Raw genomic sequence first — 16,142 nt, 5'->3', positions numbered from 1 at the left:
TGACTTTCCCGATGGGAAAGTCGACATGCTGGCGGGGTGGCCTGCGTCGGCCCGCGCTGTTCCCTCTTCAATCAGCCAGCACGGCAGGGACGCCGTGCTGCAAGCGGCTGGCCGGCAGGCGTATAAACCTGGGCGTCTTCGCCCGGAGGGGCCCCGTAGGAGTGCGCGTCCGTATAGGGAGATCAGCCGAGTTGAGTAGGTCCTGTCCGTCCTACCCGTCTCCTATCCGTCCTGCTCCTGGGAGGGAACCACCGGCCCCCGGGCGATCAGGACGTCGGCTTCGCGGCGCCAGCCGAGGGAGGAATAGAGGTGCTGGCCTTCCGCACTGGCGATCAGGAGGCCGGTACGGGCGCCCTGGGACAGTGCGGCCTCCGCCAGCGCGCTCACTACGGCGCGGCCCAAGCCGCGTCGGCGGTGTGCCTCCTCCGTCTCGATGCGATCGGCGATCGCATCGGTGCCGACGACGGCGATGGTGCCGCGCGCCGCCACCTCCCCGGAGGCGTCATGGAGGGAGACGACCGTGACCGGCCCCTCCGTGCGGACCTCGCGCTCGTACGGCTCGGTGGGCGCGTGCTGCGGGTGCCCGGTCAGATCGATGGTCATGAACCACTCGGAGCGGTGGAGCAACTCCAGTCCGGCGGCGCCCACGACGGTTTCGACGGTGTCTGCTCGCAGCGTAGGTACGGTGAGCCAGGTGGTCTTCCGCGTGGCGGCGACGGCTGCCGCCAGCCGTGCCACAGACTCGGGGTCCTCGTCCGCGCGCAGTGCGAATACCTCGACCTCGCGGCCCGGTTGGTTGCAGTTCGACCGCAGGCCGTCCCCGGCGGGCCCGAGCAGCTCGGCCTCGGGCAGGGAGCGGGCGACGGTCCATCCGTTCAGCCAGCGTCGTATCAACTCTGGTTCGATCTTCGTCATCCGGTGATTAGAGCACGCCCCAACCGGTGAGCGGGCGAATAAAAAGCCCGTCGCGACAGGTGACACCTACCTACACCTTCGAGCGCCGTCGCCGCGACGACCTGCGGATATGTGCCGTGGCCAAGGTAACCGTGACAGCAGTCGCAGGTGGGAACCTCTGCCCCGCCCCTTCGGAATCACTTGGCCGCTAGCGGGGTGTGGAGTCGTCGGCTTCGAACGGGCCGCCGTGACCCGGCACGATCAGGTCCGCTGCTTCCAGTACCCGCAGCCGGGAGGCACGCAGCACCTCGCGGTCCGGGGCCACCGGGTCGTCCGCCGGGCCCTGCGCGTGCCACCACAGATCGCCGGCGAAGGCCACCACACCCGAGTCCGTGCCCGCCAGCAGCGTGATGTCCTCGGGGCTGTGGCCCGGGGTGCGGATCAGCCGGAGCGACGGGGTGAGTTCGTAGCCCTCCGCGTCCCGGTTCTGCCACTGGTCACCGAGGTACTCCACCTTGTGGTCGTGGACCCGGGCGTGAGGGAAGAGGCCCACGTTCATGGTGTTGTCCGGGTGGTGGTGGCTGAGCACCACATCGGTGATGTCGTCGGGACCGAGTCCCAGTTCGGCCAGCGGGGCGAGGATGTGGTCACGGCTGGCCACCATGCCCGGGTCGAAGATCACGTGCCGCCCTGCGTCGGCGATGTAGGAGACGGTGGCGGCGACCCCGGGGCCGGTGGAGCCCACGTAGCCGGTGGTCAGGACCTGGTACACGGCGCTGCGGCCGAGCGGTGCGTCTGTCATGGCCTCAATCCTGCCGGGCCAGGGGGCAGTTCACGAGTGGCACAGGAGCCGCACATCGCAGGATTCGTGCCACCGTGTGCCACACTGCGCCCATGCCGCCTTTCCCGACCGTCGCCGCGTACGTCCCCCCAGGCGTCGGCATGCTCGCCGTCGGCATTGTCACCGAGGTGTTCGGCCCCCATGGGTCCGCGCTACCCGGTTTCGACTTCGCCCTGTGTACGGACCGTCCCGGGCCGGTGCTTACTGACCACGGCGTACCGCTCTCCATCGCGCACGGCCTGGACCGGCTCGCCGAGGCTGATCTGCTCATCGCCCTGCCCGGAACCGACTTCCGTACACCGCCCGCCGGGGCTGTACTCGACGCGCTGAGAGCCGCGCACGGGCGAGGCTCGGTCGTCGCGGCCCACTGCGTCGGCACGTTCGCGCTCGCCGCTGCCGGTCTGCTCGACGGTCGGCGGGCGACCACCCACTGGCGGTTCGCCGACCTGCTCGCCGACCGCCACCCGGAGGTCATCGTGGACCCCGAGGCGCTGTACATCGATGAGGGGAGTGTTGTCACGGGCGCGGGGGCCGCTGCGGGCTTCGACCTCTGCCTGCACCTGCTGAGGCGGGAGTACGGGGCCGCGATGGCCAACACTGTCGCCCGGGACATGGTGCTGCCGTCCCACCGCGACGGGGGACAGGCCCAGTACCTCGCCGCGCCCGTCCCCTCGGACAGCCAGGACGAACAGCTCGCCGAGGTCCTCGGGTGGGCCCGCGAGCACCTTCACGAGTCGCTGCCCGTCACGGAACTGGCCCGCCGCGCCTTGATGAGCAAACGCACCTTCGCCCGCCGGTTCACCGCCGCGACCGGCACCACCCCGCACGCCTGGCTGCGGAGCCTACGGCTGAGCAGGGCCGAGGAACTTCTGGAAACCACGGAGCTGCCCATCGAGGAGATCGCCCGCCGGGTCGGTTACGCGAGCGCTGCCGTGCTGCGCGAACAGTTCGTACGGCGCCGGGGAGTCCCGCCCCGCTCCTACCGCCGCTCCTTCACCAGCGTGCCGTAGGGATCCGGGCCAGCCGCTGTCAGCCGGGCCTCAAGCCGCAGACTTTAGGGCCGAGGGTGCGCGGCAGAGCGGATTGGCGCCGGTAGGTGAACTCGACGGTGGTCGGGTCTGCCAGGCCTGTGGGTTCCGGCGGACGTTGCGGAAGACGCCGCCGGATCCGCCGATCCTGTCGATACCGGCAAGGGGCGAGCACCGTTCTGGGCGAGCCAGACGCAACTCATTCGCGTTAAGCTGGCTGCATGAGTGCCCGAGCGACCACCCGCCCCGGCGGGCGCAGTGCCCGTGTCCAGCAGTCCGTGCACCAGGCCGTCCGTGATCTGGAGGCGGAGGTGGGGCGGGACGCCCTCACTGTTCCGTTGGTCGCGGCCCGCGCGGGAGTGACTCCGTCCACTATTTACCGGCGCTGGGGGGACCTGCGGGAACTGCTGTCCGACGTGGCCGTGGAACGACTGCGTCCCGATGCCGAACCGGCTGATTGCGGCAGTCTCCGGGCGGACCTGGAGGCGTGGGCGTTGCAGTTCGCGGAGGAGATGTCCTCGACGGCGGGCCGCACGTACATCCGCGATGCCCTTCTGGGCGACCCCGAACAGGGCAACGCGGTGCGCTGCTCCGACTACGCGGCCGAGCAGTTGAAGACCATCGGTGTGCGCGCGGCCGGGCGGGGGGAGGCCGTGCCCGATGTGGAGAGCCTGTTGGACGTCATCGTCGCCCCCATGATGTACCGCATCCTGTTCCGCCCCTCGGATGTGTCGGCGGCCTACACCGACTGCCTGGTGGCGGCCGCGCTCGGCCGGAGCGTTGCGACCCCTCGCGACTAAAAGCTAAGGGTTTGCGTTTTGGGGACACTGAGGCCTACCCTGTCTAAAGCGAAGCGTTTGCCTTTAGGTGTGAGGGGTGCTCCATGCCCAGTGTTTTAGCCCCTGACCGCGGGCACGCTCTCGGACCATCTGGGCCCCGCCCGGTCCTCACCGTTGCGTTGCCCGCCGAGGCTGCCGTGATGGCTGTCTTCGCCACCACCCGGCGGGCAGGGGCGCTGATCGCCGCCCGGATCACCGTGCCTCTTCCGTAAGGACCCACCCCCACCCATGAACACCGCCACAGCCTCTCAAGGCACCTCCCTCACCAGCACGGAATGGAGCCTCGGCGACATCGTCGTACGCCGCGTCGACGAGATCGAACTGCCGCGCCAGACCGGCCCCTGGCTGCTACCGGACGCCACCAAAGACGTGCTCGACGAAGCCTCGTGGCTGCGTCCCGACTTCGCCGACACCGACGTCCCGCGCCTGGCGAGCCACAGCTTCGCCGTGGAGGCGGGCGGGCTGCGGATCGTCGTGGACACCGGCATCGGCAACGCCAAGCCGCGCGCCAACGCGGCCTGGAACGGTTTGGACACCGACTACCTGCAACGCCTCACGGCGGCCGGTTTTCCGCCCGAGTCCGTGGACCTGGTGATCACCACGCACCTGCACACCGACCACGTCGGCTGGAACACCCGCCTCGTCGGTGAGGACTGGGTTCCCACCTTCCCCAACGCCCGCTACCTCACCAGCCGCACCGAATGGGACCACTGGGCTGCCGCCGACCTGGACGAGCCCCGCCGCCAGATGTTCCGCGACTCCGTCACCCCCGTCCGCGCCGCCGGACAGTACGAATGCGTCGACGTGCCCGAGCAGGGCCAAGAGGTGGCGCCGGGTGTCCTGTTGGTCCCCGCGCCGGGCCATACCCCTGGGCAGGTCGCCGTGGAACTGCGCGGCAGCGACCGCCGCGCCCTGATCACCGGCGACAGCATCCACCACCCCGTGCAGCTCTCCCACCCCCACGTGCACAGCTGCGTCGACATCGACCCCGCCCAGGCGATCCGTACACGCGCCCGCATTCTCGGCACTCTGGCCGACACGGACACGCTGCTCCTGGGCACCCACTTCCCGAGGCCGACGGCCGGGACCGTGCGCCGCGAGAACGGCCGCTACCGGCTGCACGCCGAGCACGGCGCCGAGATCCCGGCCAGTACAGCCTGACCGCAGGAGCGGTCCCGCCCCCCGCCCGCACCAGCCCGCGCACGCGGCCGCACCCACACCTGTCCAGACAAACCCTCGGCCTTCAAAGCATCGCTCACTTCGCCGCTCCCACCACCCACACCGAGAGGAAGAGCACCCATGTCAGCCACCGAACTCACACCGCCGGAAGCCGCCCGCTGGGCCGCCCGCGCCGGACTGGTGCTGCCCGAAGAGCGCCATGCCCCGGTCGCCGCGGTCGCCAACCACATCCACAGCGTCGTCGCGGTCCTGCGCGAGCTGGACTTCGCGGACATCCCACCGGCCGCCGCCTACCGCGCCGGAGGGGAGAAGCGCGATGCAGCCGTATGAGCTGACCCTCGCCGCCGCCGCGGATGCGATACGCACCCGGCGACTGTCCCCGGTCGAACTGGTCGACTCCGTCCTGAACCGTATCGAGAAGGCGGAGCCGCACCTCAACGCCTACGTCACCCTCGCCGCGGAGCAGGCGCGCAGGGCGGCGGGCGAAGCCGAACACGAAGCGGCGCACGGCCGGTACCGGGGACCCTTGCACGGCATCCCGATGGGACTCAAGGACCTGATCGATGTCGCCGGGATGGCCACCACGGCCAGCTCCCGGGTCCGTGCCGACCATCGCGCGACAGCGAACAGCACGGTCGCCGCACGTCTGAACGCAGCCGGCGCGATCCTGCTCGGCAAGACACACACCCACGAATTCGCGTTCGGCCTGACCACCCCGCAGACGCGGAACGCCTGGGACCTGGGCCGCGTCGCCGGCGGCTCCAGCGGTGGCTCCGCGGTCGCCGTCGCCTCGGGCACCGCGACCTTCGCCCTGGGCACCGACACCGGCGGGTCGATCCGGGTGCCCGCCGCACTCAACGGCGTCGTCGGCCTCAAGCCGACCTACGGCCTCGTCCCCCGGCACGGTGTCACCTCCCTGTCCTGGTCGCTGGACCACATCGGCCCGATCACGCGCACCGTCGAGGACGCGGCCCTGGTATTGAGCGCGCTGGCCGGACACGATCCACGCGATCCCGCTTCCCTGTCCGTGCCGGCCGTGGACTACCGGCCCGCTGCCGGCGCGGATCTGACGGGACTACGGGTCGGCCTGCCGCGCACCTACTACTTCGACCACGTTCACCCCGAGGTGGAGAACGCCGTGCGGCACGCCATCGGGCAGCTGGAAGCGATGGGCGCACAGCTCGTCGAGGTCGACATCCCGATGGCCCGCTACATCCAGGCCACCCAGTGGGGTCTGATGGTGCCGGAGGCCGGCGCGTACCACGAAGCCGGCCTGCGTACGGTCCCGGAGCTGTACCAGGAGGACGTCCGCATCCTCCTGGAGGCAAGCGAGTTGATGAGCGCCGCCGACTACCTGCGCGCTCAACGCTCGCGCACCCTCATGCGCGCCGCGTGGGCACAGATGCTGGAGGAGGTCGATGTGATCGCCGCCCCGAGCGTTCCGATGCCCGCGGCCGGGGCCGACGAGGAGACGGTCACCTGGCCCGACGGCACGATCGAAGGCGTCTCCGACGCTTACGTACGCCTGTGCGCCCCGGCCAACATCACCGGAGTGCCCGCCCTGACTGTGCCGGTCGGCCACGACGCGGCGGGCCTGCCCATCGGCATGCAACTGCTGGGCCGGCCCCTGGGCGAGCCCACACTCCTGCGGATCGGCCACGCCTACGAGCAGACGCAGCCTGCCCGGACGCTCGCCACAGCGGCCTGAGTCTCCACGGCGCCGGCCGGCACGCGATACCGAGTCCGGTCGAAGCCTGGGAAGCTTTCACCTCCGGGGGCGTTTGCACGGTTGCTCCACGCCTGTGTGTTCACCGGCGAGCGAAGCCCTGGGTGCGGATGGCGTGGTCCAGGTGCCAGAACGTCTTGTCGATGGCGTTGCGGGGGAAGGTGATGGTGTACGGGGCGACGGCCGCGGGGGCGGACTGGCAGCCTTCTTCGGCCAGGATCAGGACGCGGTCGAAGCCGCAGTGTCCCTGGAAGAGCCCGATCTCGTGGATGACGTTCTGACGGGCGACCAGGTGGCCGTCGCCGGTGGAGTCCTCGGCGGTGAGTACACAGATGGCGAACCCGCAGCGCTGGAGGTAGTCGGAGAGGGCGTCGGTGACCTGCCTGCTGCCCCAGGCGTCGGATTCGAAGGAGTAGACGGGCAGGCCGAATCGCTCTTCCACGAAGGCTTTGACCGCCAGCCACTCGGGGCTGCGACCGTGGGCGACGAACACCCCGTCGGGCAGTGCGGCGGTGCGCCGGGTGGTCTCGAAGGATCCGATGAAGTCCCGGGTCACCTCGGCGAGTTGTGCGTGGCCGTGGCTGCCGACGTAGCGCAGTTTGTGGCGGGCCAGGGTCATGCCGAGCAGCGCCCCGAGTTCCACTTGCAGCCGATCGCCGGTCAGGACGGCCAGCAGTCCGGCGGCGAACACGTCACCGGCGCCGGTGGCGTCCTCGACCTGGTCGTCGGCCAGGAGGAGCTGCGGGTAGAAGGCGTCCACCGCCTTCCCGTTCTCCTGCCGCCAGGTGTGGGTTCCGGCGCGCCGCTTCACCACGATGACACCGGAGTCTGCCGTGCCCTGGTCCAGGAGCCAGGACGCGATGTGTTCGTCGGAGCTCTGGTCGCCGAGACGGCCCAGTTCGCGGAACTCTCGATGGTTGAGCAGCAGGTAGTCGGCCAGGGTGATGAGGCCGGTCACCGCGGGTGTGGGGTTGGTGCTCCATACGTGGCCGGGGTCGAAGCTGATGAGTGTGGCTGGGTTGGTGCGCTTGACGGCTTGCAGGAGGGCCAGCAGCCGGTCCGGGGTGCGCTCGTCGAGGAAGGAGGTCACGTGGACGACCCGTGCACTGGCCAGGTAGGCGACGACGTCGTCGAAGTTGCGTTCGAGGTGGTCGGCCATGGCCGTGTTGGCGCCCGCGTGGGTGAGGAGGGTGCGTTCGCCGTCTTCGGTGAAGGAGAAGCACACACCGCACAGGTGGTCCTCGTCCTGGAAGACATAGCGGTGGTCCACGCCCAGGGCGTGTAACTGCGCGGTGCTGGAGATGCCCGGTCCCGGTACGTGGCCGGCGACACCGACGTAGCCCAGGCGCAGGTCCAACTGGAGCTGCGCCAGCGTGTGGATGGCGTTGAACGCCGACCCGCCCAGGGAGGTCTCGAGCGCCGCGGAGTCCACGGCTTCCAGCGCGGCGTAGACCGTGTGCTCGTCGACGGCGGTCTCGGTGCCCCACTCCGGTACCGGTCGGTCCTGGTCCACGATCTGTGCGATCCGGGTGCTCAGTGGCGTTTCCGCCGGTGCCCCGGCAGCGGGGGAGGAGATGATGTAGTCGAGGTTCAGTGCTCCGATGCCGACCACGTCCAGTGCGAACGTGGGCCTCGTGGGCGCCTGCCTCCTCCTCCGCGAATCAGCGGTCATGTCGGCTGCCTCCTGGGGGTAGAAAACCTTCCCTCACCAGCATTCTCTCCAACTCCCAGAAGGTGCTGTGGATGCGTCCGGGGCTGAAATCCAACCGGATCAGGCCCGCGATGTTCGAGAACGCCGCGCAGCCTTCCTCCGTCAGCAGGGCCACGCGCCCGAATCCGTAATGACCCTGGAGGATACCCACTTGGTGGACCACGTCCTCGCCTGCTCTGCGCTCCCCGTCGGACATCACGCGGGTCGCCGACAGCACGCACACCGCGAAGCCGCAGCGGGCCAGTCGGTCCGCGAACAGCCGCGATACCTCGCCACCGTGCAGTTCGTCCTGACCGAGCGTGTGGACGACAAGACTGCAGTCATCGCGCAAGAACCGCCGCAGCATCTCCCACTGAGCTCCGCTGTCATGGGCAAGCAGGACCGCCGGCGGCCGGCTGCCCGGACCGGAAAGCTTCTCGGCCGACTGCAGGAACCCCGCGTCCAAGTGCGGGGGAGCCGAGGTCCGCAGTTGGCCGTGGAGGGTGCGATGTCTGGCCAGGCTCAGGCCCAGAAATGTCCCCAGCTCGACCTGCAGTCGCCGGGAGGTCTGTGCGGCGAGCACCGCGGCGGCGAACACATCGCCCGCGCCCGTGGCATCCTCCAGCGCAGACTCCCGGGTGGGCCGCCTCAGCTGGAAGCGCTGGGCCAGCACCCCGGCCGGGGAGCTCCGGAAGACTTCGACGAAGTCATAGCGCTTGGTGACGAACACCGTGCACCCCGCCGCGCAGCCGGCAAGGACCCGCGCGGCGAGCACTTCGTCCGACTCGCCGACCGCGTAGTCGCCGAGGGCCTTGAACTCGCGGTGGTTGACGAACAGCAAGTCCGCCAGGGCCAGGATCTCCCGCACGGCCGGGCTGCGGTGCTGCGCCCAGTCGAAGCCGGGGTCGAAGCTGATCCGCAGCGCCGGATTGCGCCGCCGCGCCTCGGTGAGGACCTCCAGCATGAGCGGGGGCGTGGCCTCGTCCAGGAACGACGTGACGTGCACGATCCGGGCCTGCGCCAGGTAACCGGCGATCCGGTCACCGTGCTGGCGCAGATGGTCGGCCATGGCGAAGTTCGCGCCCGGGTGGGTCAGCATCACCCGCTCGGCGTCCTCCAGATACGACAGGCACGTCCCGCACAGCCGGTCCGGCCTGCGCGCCACCCAGCGCCGGTCGATGCCCAGCAGATCCATCTGCCGTACGAACGACAGGCCGGGCGTCTCGATCCGCCCGGCCACCCCTACGTACCCCAGCTGCACATCGACCCGCATCTGCGCCAGAGCGAAAATGGTGATCCAAGCGGAACCGCCGAGCGAGGCGTCCAGCGACGACGTTCCCAGCCGTTCGATCGCTTTGGAGATGGTGACTTCGTCCGCAGCCCCTTCGGTGTTCCATTCGAACCGGGCCGTCGACTCCGATACTTGCTCCGCCAGACGCCGCGACAACCGTGACGCCCCCGCGATGTAGTCCACGTTCAATGCGCCGAACCCGACAATCTCAACGAGCCGCTGCCCGCCACGTAATCGGCTGTCACCCTCATTCACGGTATCCCCCCAGAACCTGGCCGACGCGAGGTCCACTGCAAGGCATACCCGCTCGGCAGCCCCCGCCACCATGCTGATGCCGAGGGGACATTCCTGCACGGGAGGAGCGGCTTCTGTGTTCAGCGAGGAGTGACGGCCGCAGATGCCGTTGCCGGGTTGTGCGTACGGTCCTTTCCGGCCGTGTGTCCGGCAAACACCTGTGTCATCTTCGAAGGGCAGAGGACCCGGGTTCGAAGGGCAGAGGACCCGGGCGCTGACTGATCGCCGGGGTCCTCTGAAACGTGCGGGTCCGACCTCGATGTCCGCAGGCGGTACACGTGTGATGTGCACCGCCCCGGCCACTGGGCGGTGTCAGGTTTTCGCGGTGACCACCTTCACCGGTTCGGTATCGGGTGTGCTGTGCCGCTCGGCCCAGTTCTCCAGGGCCGTACGGCAGGCGTGGTCGAGGTGGTGCAGTCCGGAGAGGTTCACCTCGATCGGACGGTCTTGGGGCAGGGCCTCCAGGCTGTCGAGTATTTTCGGCAGCCGGAGAAAGGTCGCGTTGCCCGACAGGTGGACCTGGAGGGGACCGGCGCCCTTGTCGATGACCTCCGTCTTGAGGTTGGAGGTTTCCCAGGCGGTCTTGATGACGGACAGGGCCAGCCCGATGAGTACGCCTTCGAACATGTTCACCGCGACGATCGACACGGCGGTCACGACGAGGATCAGGGCCTCGCTCTTGTGGCTCTGCCACAGCGCGGTGATCTGGCGGAACGGGATCAGTTTCCAGCCGGCGTGTACGAGGATGCCGGCGAGGGCGGGGACCGGGATCAGCGCCAGGGCCCACGGCATCGCGGCGGCGAACAGCAGCAGCCACACACCGTGCAGCACCCGGGAGGCCTTGGTCTTCGCGCCCGCGCCCACGTTGGCGGAGCTGCGCACGATCACCGCGGTCATCGGCAGCGCGCCGAGCAGACCGCACACGGTGTTGCCCGCGCCCTGGGCGATCATCTCCTTGTCGTACTGGGTGCGGGGACCGTCGTGCAGCCGGTCCACGGCCGCCGCGCTGAACAGGCTTTCCGCGGAGGCGATCAGCGCGAACGCGATGACGGTGCCCCAGATGGCCGGGTTGGCCAGTTCGGCGAACGCCTCGGCTCCCGGCGGCTGGATGACGCCGAGCAGACCCTCCACCTCGACGGAAGCCACGGGCAGATTGAAGGTGAGGGAGATGACCGTGGCCAGGACCACCGCCGCGAGAGCGCCCGGCACGGACTGCACGGCCTTCGGTGTCTTCTTCCACAGCACGATGACCGCGATGGTGCCCGCACCGATCGCGAGAGAGGCCAAGGCCTCGGTGCTGCCGAGCGCGTCGGCGAATGCCCCGGGCAGGCCCGCGACCTTGCCGATGCCGGTCTTCGGGGCCTTCATGCCGGCCGCCGCGTAGATCTGGCCGGCGATGATGACGAGGCCGATGCCGCAGAGCATGCCCTCGACGACGGCGACGGAGATCGCCCTGAACCACCGGCCGACCTTGAGGAAGCCCATGGCGAGCTGGAGCAGTCCGGCGAGCAGCACGATCACGCCGAGTGCGGCCACCCCGAACTCGCTGACGGCCTCGAAGACCAGCACGGTCAGGCCCGCGGCCGGCCCCGACACCTGAAGGCTGCTGCCGGGCATGAGCCCGGTGAGGAGACCGCCCACGATGCCGGTGACCAGGCCCAGCTCAGCGGGCACGCCGGAGGCGACCGCGACGCCGACGCACAGCGGCACGGCGACCAGGAAGACGACGATGGAGGCAAGGAAGTCCTGCCTCAGGTAGGGGTACTTCGACAGCATGGTCGTCAGTCCCCTCAGAGCGTCTCGAAGGTGTCGGAGTCCTCGCGGTGCTCCAGAACGATGCCGGTGTGGACCTCGTAGTACCAGCCGCGCAGCCGCAGTTCACCCGCGTCCAGGCGCTTGCCGACGCACGGGTAGGACCGCAGCCGCAGCACCTGGGCGAGGACGTGGTTCTGTACGGCTTCGGCGACGGTCGGGTCGGCGGAGTCGGAGCACCGGGGCTGGTCCGCGGCGTTCGTCAGCCAGTCGCGTACGGCCGGCACGGCGTCCAGGTCGTCGCCGCGCACCAGCGCGCCGATGGCGCCGCAGTGCGAGTGGCCGCAGATCACGATGTCGTCGACGCCGAGGACCTCCACGGCGTACTCGATGGTGGCCGCCTCGCTGGTGGGGTGCTCGGAGGCGTACGGCGGGACGATGTTGCCGGCGGTGCGCAGCTCGAAGAGCTCGCCGGGGCGGGCGCCCGTGATGAGGGCCGGGACGACCCGGGAGTCGGCGCAGGTGATGAACAGGACCTGCGGGGACTGCCCGTCGGCGAGGTGAGCGAACTCCTCAGGGCGCTGTCCGAAGGTACGGGCGTTGTCTATGAGGGGCTGCATGACGTGGTGATTCCTCCTGGCGCGCTGTGGGGGGCGCGTCGGTGTGACACGGATTCGGGCAGAGGAGCATGAGGCGAGCGGGCGCGACGGCGCGCGGCGACTGCGGGCGCGGGGCGCGGTGGCATGGCACAGGGCATCCGGGAGCGCTGTACGGGCAGGGCGGATGCCCGGCCGTACCCGGTGCCGGATGGGGGTGGCTCGCTCGGAGGCCGCTCAGCTCAGCAGCGGAAGACCTGCAGCGCTGCGGGAGATCTGTTCCCCGGGGCTCTCTGCTCGTTCGGCGGCGCTGCCAGGGAGACGTCCGCGTCAACAGCGCCAGGCACAGCGATGGCAGACGCCATGGTGCGGGTGGACGTGACCGCGAGGAGATCTTCTTCTTGCTGTCGACGGGCGCGGTTGCCGTGGTGCCCGTAGAGATCTTCCGGTTCGATCGGCCCATCCCCCAGCGAAGCTTGCCCGACGGCGGCGGGGGGTTCGGTGGCTTGGGCCGCGAGGTCGGGGGCGCCCTGAGCGAAGAGCTGCAGGGCCAGCAGGGCGACGGCGAGCGCCGCCAGAAGGACGTGCACCGTTCGTGTTCGTGCCACCACTCGGCTCCTCGTGTCAAGAGTCGGGCATGCAACGGACGCACGGCTTCGGTGCCAGCCGCCCTGCTGAACGCAGCTTATCCGTAGGGACGTTAACGGCACGTAAGTTAAACGTTACATTCAGTGGAGGGCCGAACCCTGCGAAGCGGAGAGACCTGCACCAGCAGAAGTGGTGCGCCGGCGCATGGGGGAGCCGAGGAGTATGAGACCACAGGGAGCGGTGGGCGTTCGCCGGGGCCCGTGGCGGAGCACGCCGTCCCCGCGCACCCCTGGTGCCCGGGGTTTCACGGGGACGGCGTGCGCTGTGGTGGTCAGGTCTGGCACTGGGAGGTCGCGGCGCCGGTCCAGTTGCTCCAGGCACCTCCCGCGGGCTTGACGTGGACGCGGATCGCGACCTTGGCGTTGACGACGAAGCAGACGCGGGTGGTGCTGCCGATTTCGATGGGTCCGGTGGTGGTGCGGCGGGGGACGAGGGTGCGTCCGTTGCCGATTTTGACCCAGTGGCCGCCGGTGACGACGCGGAAGAAGGCCTCGTATTCGACGTTCGCCGCGTGGCGACTGGTGTTGTGCAGGACGACGTGGGCTTTGATGTCGCGGGTGTAGACGCGTCCTTCCTTGCCCTTCTCGGCGCTGATGCAGCCGTTGGCGGCGATGCCCCCGGTGGAGACGGAGCCGCCACAGGCGACGGCGGCGGCGTGGGCGTTGGTGGCGGGAAGCAGCAGGGCGAGCGCGGTGGCCGTGATCAGGGCTGCGGTGCGCTTCAGGCGCATGAGGGCAGGGCCTTTCTGTGGAGATAAGTCCCCCTTCCCGTGAAATTTCTCCCTGGGAAAGGGGTCCTTTGCAGGGGAGGGCGTCCACGATCACGGTGGCATACGACAGCGCGGTGCGTACGGCGAAGCGGTACGTGGCGCACAGATTGATGACGGCACAGCGGATCCGAGCGGGGTCCGAGCCGGCACTTGCCCGGCCATGCGCCCGCACACCAGTCCAACCCCCCCCGCACGATCGACGATGCGCATTGCTACCCGGTCGGCGACCACCCCTGAGCCGATCGATCCCACGGCCCAGCCCTCGTCGTGATCCGCGTGGACGCGGCGCCAGCGGCTGACGCTCTTGCGCGCCCTCCTGACCGGCGACGATGATCACGACGCGTTGCGCGCCCCTGGCTCCAGGGCTCCGTGCGGGCGGGGGAAGGCCTCGTCGTGGGCCCCGCCGCCCTCCCACGGCTCGGCTTGGTGGCGGCCCTTGCCCCGGCCCGGGCGGACCGGCCACCAGATGCCCCGGCCGAGGAGTACGGCGAGCGCGGGCACCAGGACGAGGGAGAGGACGAAGGCGGAGAGCAGGATGCCGAGCCCGGTCGCGAAGCCGATCTGCTGGGTGGCGGGGGCCGCGTTCACCGCGAGGCTGCCGAAGGAGCCGGCGAGGACCACACCGGCGGTGGCGACGGCGGGCGCGGTGTGGCGCACGGCGCGGGCGACAGCGGCCCGGGCGGGTCCCGGGCGCTCCATCTCCTCACGGATGCGGTCGCTGATGAGGATGTTGTAGTCGGTGCCGAGCGCGACCACGAAGAGGAACAGCACGAGCGGCAGCACGAAGTTGACGCCCGGCTTGTCGAGCAGTTGCTGGAAGAAGAGCGCGGAGGCACCCAGCGTCGCGGCGAAGCCGAGCCCCACGGCGATCATCAGGACGGCCGGGGCCAGCAGGCTGCGCAACAGGACGATCAGGATGAGGGCGATCAGACCCGCGGCGACCGGGAACACCGTCTTGAGGTCGTGGTCGACCGCTGTGGAGATGTCCGCGAAGATCGCCGCCGTACCGCCGACATGGGCCTCCATACCGGCGGGCGTGGAAAGGGCGACCGCCTCGCGGACCGGTCCGGAGATGAGGTCGCGCGCCTGTCGGCTCTGGGTGTCGGCGGTGAGGTAGACGTCGATGCGGGCCGCCGAGCGGTCCTGGTTGAGTACGGTGCTGCCGACCTTTCCGACGCCTTGGACCTTGGCGAGCGCCCGGGGCAGGGCGTCGACGCTTCGCGTGGTGAGCGTGCGGCCCTGCTCCGCCGTGACGTACACGGTGGTCGGGTCCGACACCCCGGCGGGCAGCGCGCGGTTGATCTCTGCGGCGGTGGCGGCCGCCGCAGTGCCCTCGTCACCGCCCGACTGGTCGAAGTCCATACGGACGCCGGCGGCCCCGGCCGCAAGAGCGCCCAGCAGGGCGACCGAGGCCACCACGAGGGTGAGGGGGCGCCGGGAGACGAGGTCACCGAGGCGCCCGGCGGCGCCCGGCCGGGGCTCGCGCCGCAGCGAGCGGGACGGCCAGAACATCTTGCGCCCGCTGACCGCGAGCAGGGCGGGCATGAACGTCAGTGAGGCCAGCAGCATGACGAGCACCGATACGGCGATGGCGGGGCCGAGCACGCGGAACTGCCCGAACGTCGCGATCCCCAGGGTGGCGAACGCGGCGACGATGGTCAGCGCCGCCGAGGTGATCGCCGTACCGACCCTGCCGGTGACCTCCGCGGCCACGGCACGGGCAGGCAGGTCGGGATGGGCCCGTAGCTGCTCGCGGAAGCGGAACAGGAGAAAGAGGAAGTAGTCGACCCCGATGCCGATCAGGACGACGCCGATCAGGTTCGGCGTGGAGGTGTCGAGGTCGATACCGGTGACGAGCGCGGCGCACACGACCGTGCCCAGTGCCGCGCCGCTGATGACGGCGACCGCCAGCAGGGGCACGAACGCTGCCAGCACACTGCGGAACACCAGAATGTTGATCAGCACGATCAGACCGATCATGAGGGCGCCGACCACCTCGCCGGTGGTTTTTTCGGCCTCCGTGGTGTCGACGAGCCCGGCGAGTCCGCCGGTGAAGCCCGTACGCATCCGCGCATCGGCGAACTCGCGCTTCACCTCGTCGCGAAAAGCCCGGTAGAGGTCGTGCATACCGGGGTCCGTGGCATTGCCGGTCAGCTGTACGGACAGCAGCTCGAAGCCGCGGTCGGGAGCGACCATGGCGGGACTGACCTTGGGTGTCTGCGAGTAGTCCTTGGCCAGGAACGCTGGCCCGTCCCCGCTGGGTTCGGGCATCTCGACGCGGCGCCGGCCCAGCTCCGCGGCGACGCGGCCGATGTGTCGCTCGTCGGCCCCGGTCAGGGGCTTGCCGTCCGTCCGGGCCACGAGCACGGTCATCGCGTTGGCATCCGGCTTCGCACCGAACTTCTCTTCGGCGATTCTGAGCGCGGCGGCCGAGTCGTAGGTGGCGGGCAGGAAGTCCCCGCTCTGGCTCTGGGTGACGCGGAAGAGCAGCGACTGGCCGAGCAGGGCGAGGAAGAGGCCCACCACCGACCAGACGAGGATGACCTTCCAGGGGTTGCGGGTGGAGAACCCGGTCAGGGCGCGGATCACTTTGTC

The 16,142-nt window shown here is 69.9% G+C and carries 14 protein-coding genes; 5 read left to right on the top strand and 9 right to left on the bottom strand.

Translation table 11 applies throughout. The annotated features are described in order from the left end of the window. Window positions 1-222 precede the first annotated feature (222 nt). Both ABZ404_RS25475 and ABZ404_RS25470 read right to left on the bottom strand, forming a co-directional pair. Window positions 223-915: a GNAT family N-acetyltransferase gene (locus ABZ404_RS25475; protein WP_358831214.1), complete on the bottom strand. Its 693-nt coding sequence runs from the start codon at window positions 913-915 to the stop codon at window positions 223-225. Between the two features lie 187 nt (window positions 916-1,102). Next, window positions 1,103-1,696 (bottom strand): MBL fold metallo-hydrolase, encoded by a 594-nt coding sequence (locus ABZ404_RS25470; protein WP_358831213.1) that lies wholly within the window; start codon window positions 1,694-1,696, stop codon window positions 1,103-1,105. A 92-nt stretch (window positions 1,697-1,788) separates the two neighbouring features. Here ABZ404_RS25470 and ABZ404_RS25465 point away from each other — a divergent pair, with 92 nt between their 5' ends. From ABZ404_RS25465 to ABZ404_RS25445, 5 genes are all read left to right on the top strand, one after another. Then, window positions 1,789-2,745, top strand: a complete 957-nt coding sequence (locus ABZ404_RS25465; RefSeq protein WP_358831212.1) for a helix-turn-helix domain-containing protein — start codon at window positions 1,789-1,791, stop codon at window positions 2,743-2,745. 239 nt (window positions 2,746-2,984) lie between these two features. Next, entirely contained in the window at window positions 2,985-3,563 is a 579-nt protein-coding gene (locus ABZ404_RS25460; protein ID WP_358831211.1) for a TetR/AcrR family transcriptional regulator, read from the top strand. Between the two features lie 267 nt (window positions 3,564-3,830). Then, window positions 3,831-4,763, top strand: coding sequence for an MBL fold metallo-hydrolase (locus tag ABZ404_RS25455; RefSeq protein WP_358831210.1), 933 nt, complete (start codon window positions 3,831-3,833; stop codon window positions 4,761-4,763). 138 nt (window positions 4,764-4,901) lie between these two features. Further along, window positions 4,902-5,111 (top strand): hypothetical protein, encoded by a 210-nt coding sequence (locus tag ABZ404_RS25450; RefSeq protein ID WP_358831209.1) that lies wholly within the window; start codon window positions 4,902-4,904, stop codon window positions 5,109-5,111. Continuing rightward, on the top strand, window positions 5,098-6,489 hold the full coding sequence (locus ABZ404_RS25445; protein WP_358831208.1) for an amidase: 1,392 nt from the start codon (window positions 5,098-5,100) through the stop codon (window positions 6,487-6,489). Before ABZ404_RS25450 ends, ABZ404_RS25445 begins: the two co-directional genes overlap by 14 nt. A 100-nt stretch (window positions 6,490-6,589) precedes the next feature. Here ABZ404_RS25445 and ABZ404_RS25440 read toward each other — a convergent pair whose 3' ends face one another. From ABZ404_RS25440 to ABZ404_RS25410, 7 genes are all read right to left on the bottom strand, one after another. Next, the gene (locus ABZ404_RS25440; protein ID WP_358831207.1) at window positions 6,590-8,179 is read right to left on the bottom strand and encodes a PfkB family carbohydrate kinase; all 1,590 of its coding nucleotides are present in this window, start codon (window positions 8,177-8,179) and stop codon (window positions 6,590-6,592) included. Then, entirely contained in the window at window positions 8,169-9,743 is a 1,575-nt protein-coding gene (locus ABZ404_RS25435; protein ID WP_358831206.1) for a PfkB family carbohydrate kinase, read from the bottom strand. Before ABZ404_RS25435 ends, ABZ404_RS25440 begins: the two co-directional genes overlap by 11 nt. Window positions 9,744-10,094: 351 nt before the next feature. Then, window positions 10,095-11,558 (bottom strand): SulP family inorganic anion transporter, encoded by a 1,464-nt coding sequence (locus ABZ404_RS25430; protein ID WP_358831205.1) that lies wholly within the window; start codon window positions 11,556-11,558, stop codon window positions 10,095-10,097. Window positions 11,559-11,572: 14 nt separating this feature from the next. Then, on the bottom strand, window positions 11,573-12,154 hold the full coding sequence (locus ABZ404_RS25425; RefSeq protein WP_358831204.1) for a carbonic anhydrase: 582 nt from the start codon (window positions 12,152-12,154) through the stop codon (window positions 11,573-11,575). A gap of 218 nt (window positions 12,155-12,372) precedes the next feature. Beyond that, window positions 12,373-12,738: a hypothetical protein gene (locus tag ABZ404_RS25420; RefSeq protein WP_358831203.1), complete on the bottom strand. Its 366-nt coding sequence runs from the start codon at window positions 12,736-12,738 to the stop codon at window positions 12,373-12,375. A 311-nt stretch (window positions 12,739-13,049) separates the two neighbouring features. Further along, the gene (locus tag ABZ404_RS25415; protein WP_358831202.1) at window positions 13,050-13,508 is read right to left on the bottom strand and encodes a hypothetical protein; all 459 of its coding nucleotides are present in this window, start codon (window positions 13,506-13,508) and stop codon (window positions 13,050-13,052) included. A gap of 372 nt (window positions 13,509-13,880) precedes the next feature. Next, complete coding sequence (locus ABZ404_RS25410; RefSeq protein WP_358831201.1) at window positions 13,881-16,136, bottom strand: MMPL family transporter; 2,256 nt, start codon at window positions 16,134-16,136, stop codon at window positions 13,881-13,883. Window positions 16,137-16,142: the final 6 nt, after the last annotated feature.

It is taken from the genome of Streptomyces sp. NPDC005878, from assembly GCF_040629815.1.
Taxonomy (GTDB): domain Bacteria; phylum Actinomycetota; class Actinomycetes; order Streptomycetales; family Streptomycetaceae; genus Streptomyces.
This window is presented reverse-complemented; position numbering and strand designations above follow the sequence as displayed.

What these genes read in the sequence shown, in the direction of transcription:
- ABZ404_RS25425 (WP_358831204.1), bottom strand. Translation starts at nt 12,154, where the DNA reads ATGCAGCCCCTCATAGACAACGCCCGTACCTTCGGACAGCGCCCTGAG.
- ABZ404_RS25430 (WP_358831205.1), bottom strand. Translation starts at nt 11,558, where the DNA reads ATGCTGTCGAAGTACCCCTACCTGAGGCAGGACTTCCTTGCCTCCATC.
- ABZ404_RS25465 (WP_358831212.1), top strand. Translation starts at nt 1,789, where the DNA reads ATGCCGCCTTTCCCGACCGTCGCCGCGTACGTCCCCCCAGGCGTCGGC.
- ABZ404_RS25450 (WP_358831209.1), top strand. Translation starts at nt 4,902, where the DNA reads ATGTCAGCCACCGAACTCACACCGCCGGAAGCCGCCCGCTGGGCCGCC.
- ABZ404_RS25470 (WP_358831213.1), bottom strand. Translation starts at nt 1,696, where the DNA reads ATGACAGACGCACCGCTCGGCCGCAGCGCCGTGTACCAGGTCCTGACC.
- ABZ404_RS25455 (WP_358831210.1), top strand. Translation starts at nt 3,831, where the DNA reads ATGAACACCGCCACAGCCTCTCAAGGCACCTCCCTCACCAGCACGGAA.
- ABZ404_RS25445 (WP_358831208.1), top strand. Translation starts at nt 5,098, where the DNA reads ATGCAGCCGTATGAGCTGACCCTCGCCGCCGCCGCGGATGCGATACGC.
- ABZ404_RS25415 (WP_358831202.1), bottom strand. Translation starts at nt 13,508, where the DNA reads ATGCGCCTGAAGCGCACCGCAGCCCTGATCACGGCCACCGCGCTCGCC.
- ABZ404_RS25440 (WP_358831207.1), bottom strand. Translation starts at nt 8,179, where the DNA reads ATGACCGCTGATTCGCGGAGGAGGAGGCAGGCGCCCACGAGGCCCACG.
- ABZ404_RS25460 (WP_358831211.1), top strand. Translation starts at nt 2,985, where the DNA reads ATGAGTGCCCGAGCGACCACCCGCCCCGGCGGGCGCAGTGCCCGTGTC.
- ABZ404_RS25475 (WP_358831214.1), bottom strand. Translation starts at nt 915, where the DNA reads ATGACGAAGATCGAACCAGAGTTGATACGACGCTGGCTGAACGGATGG.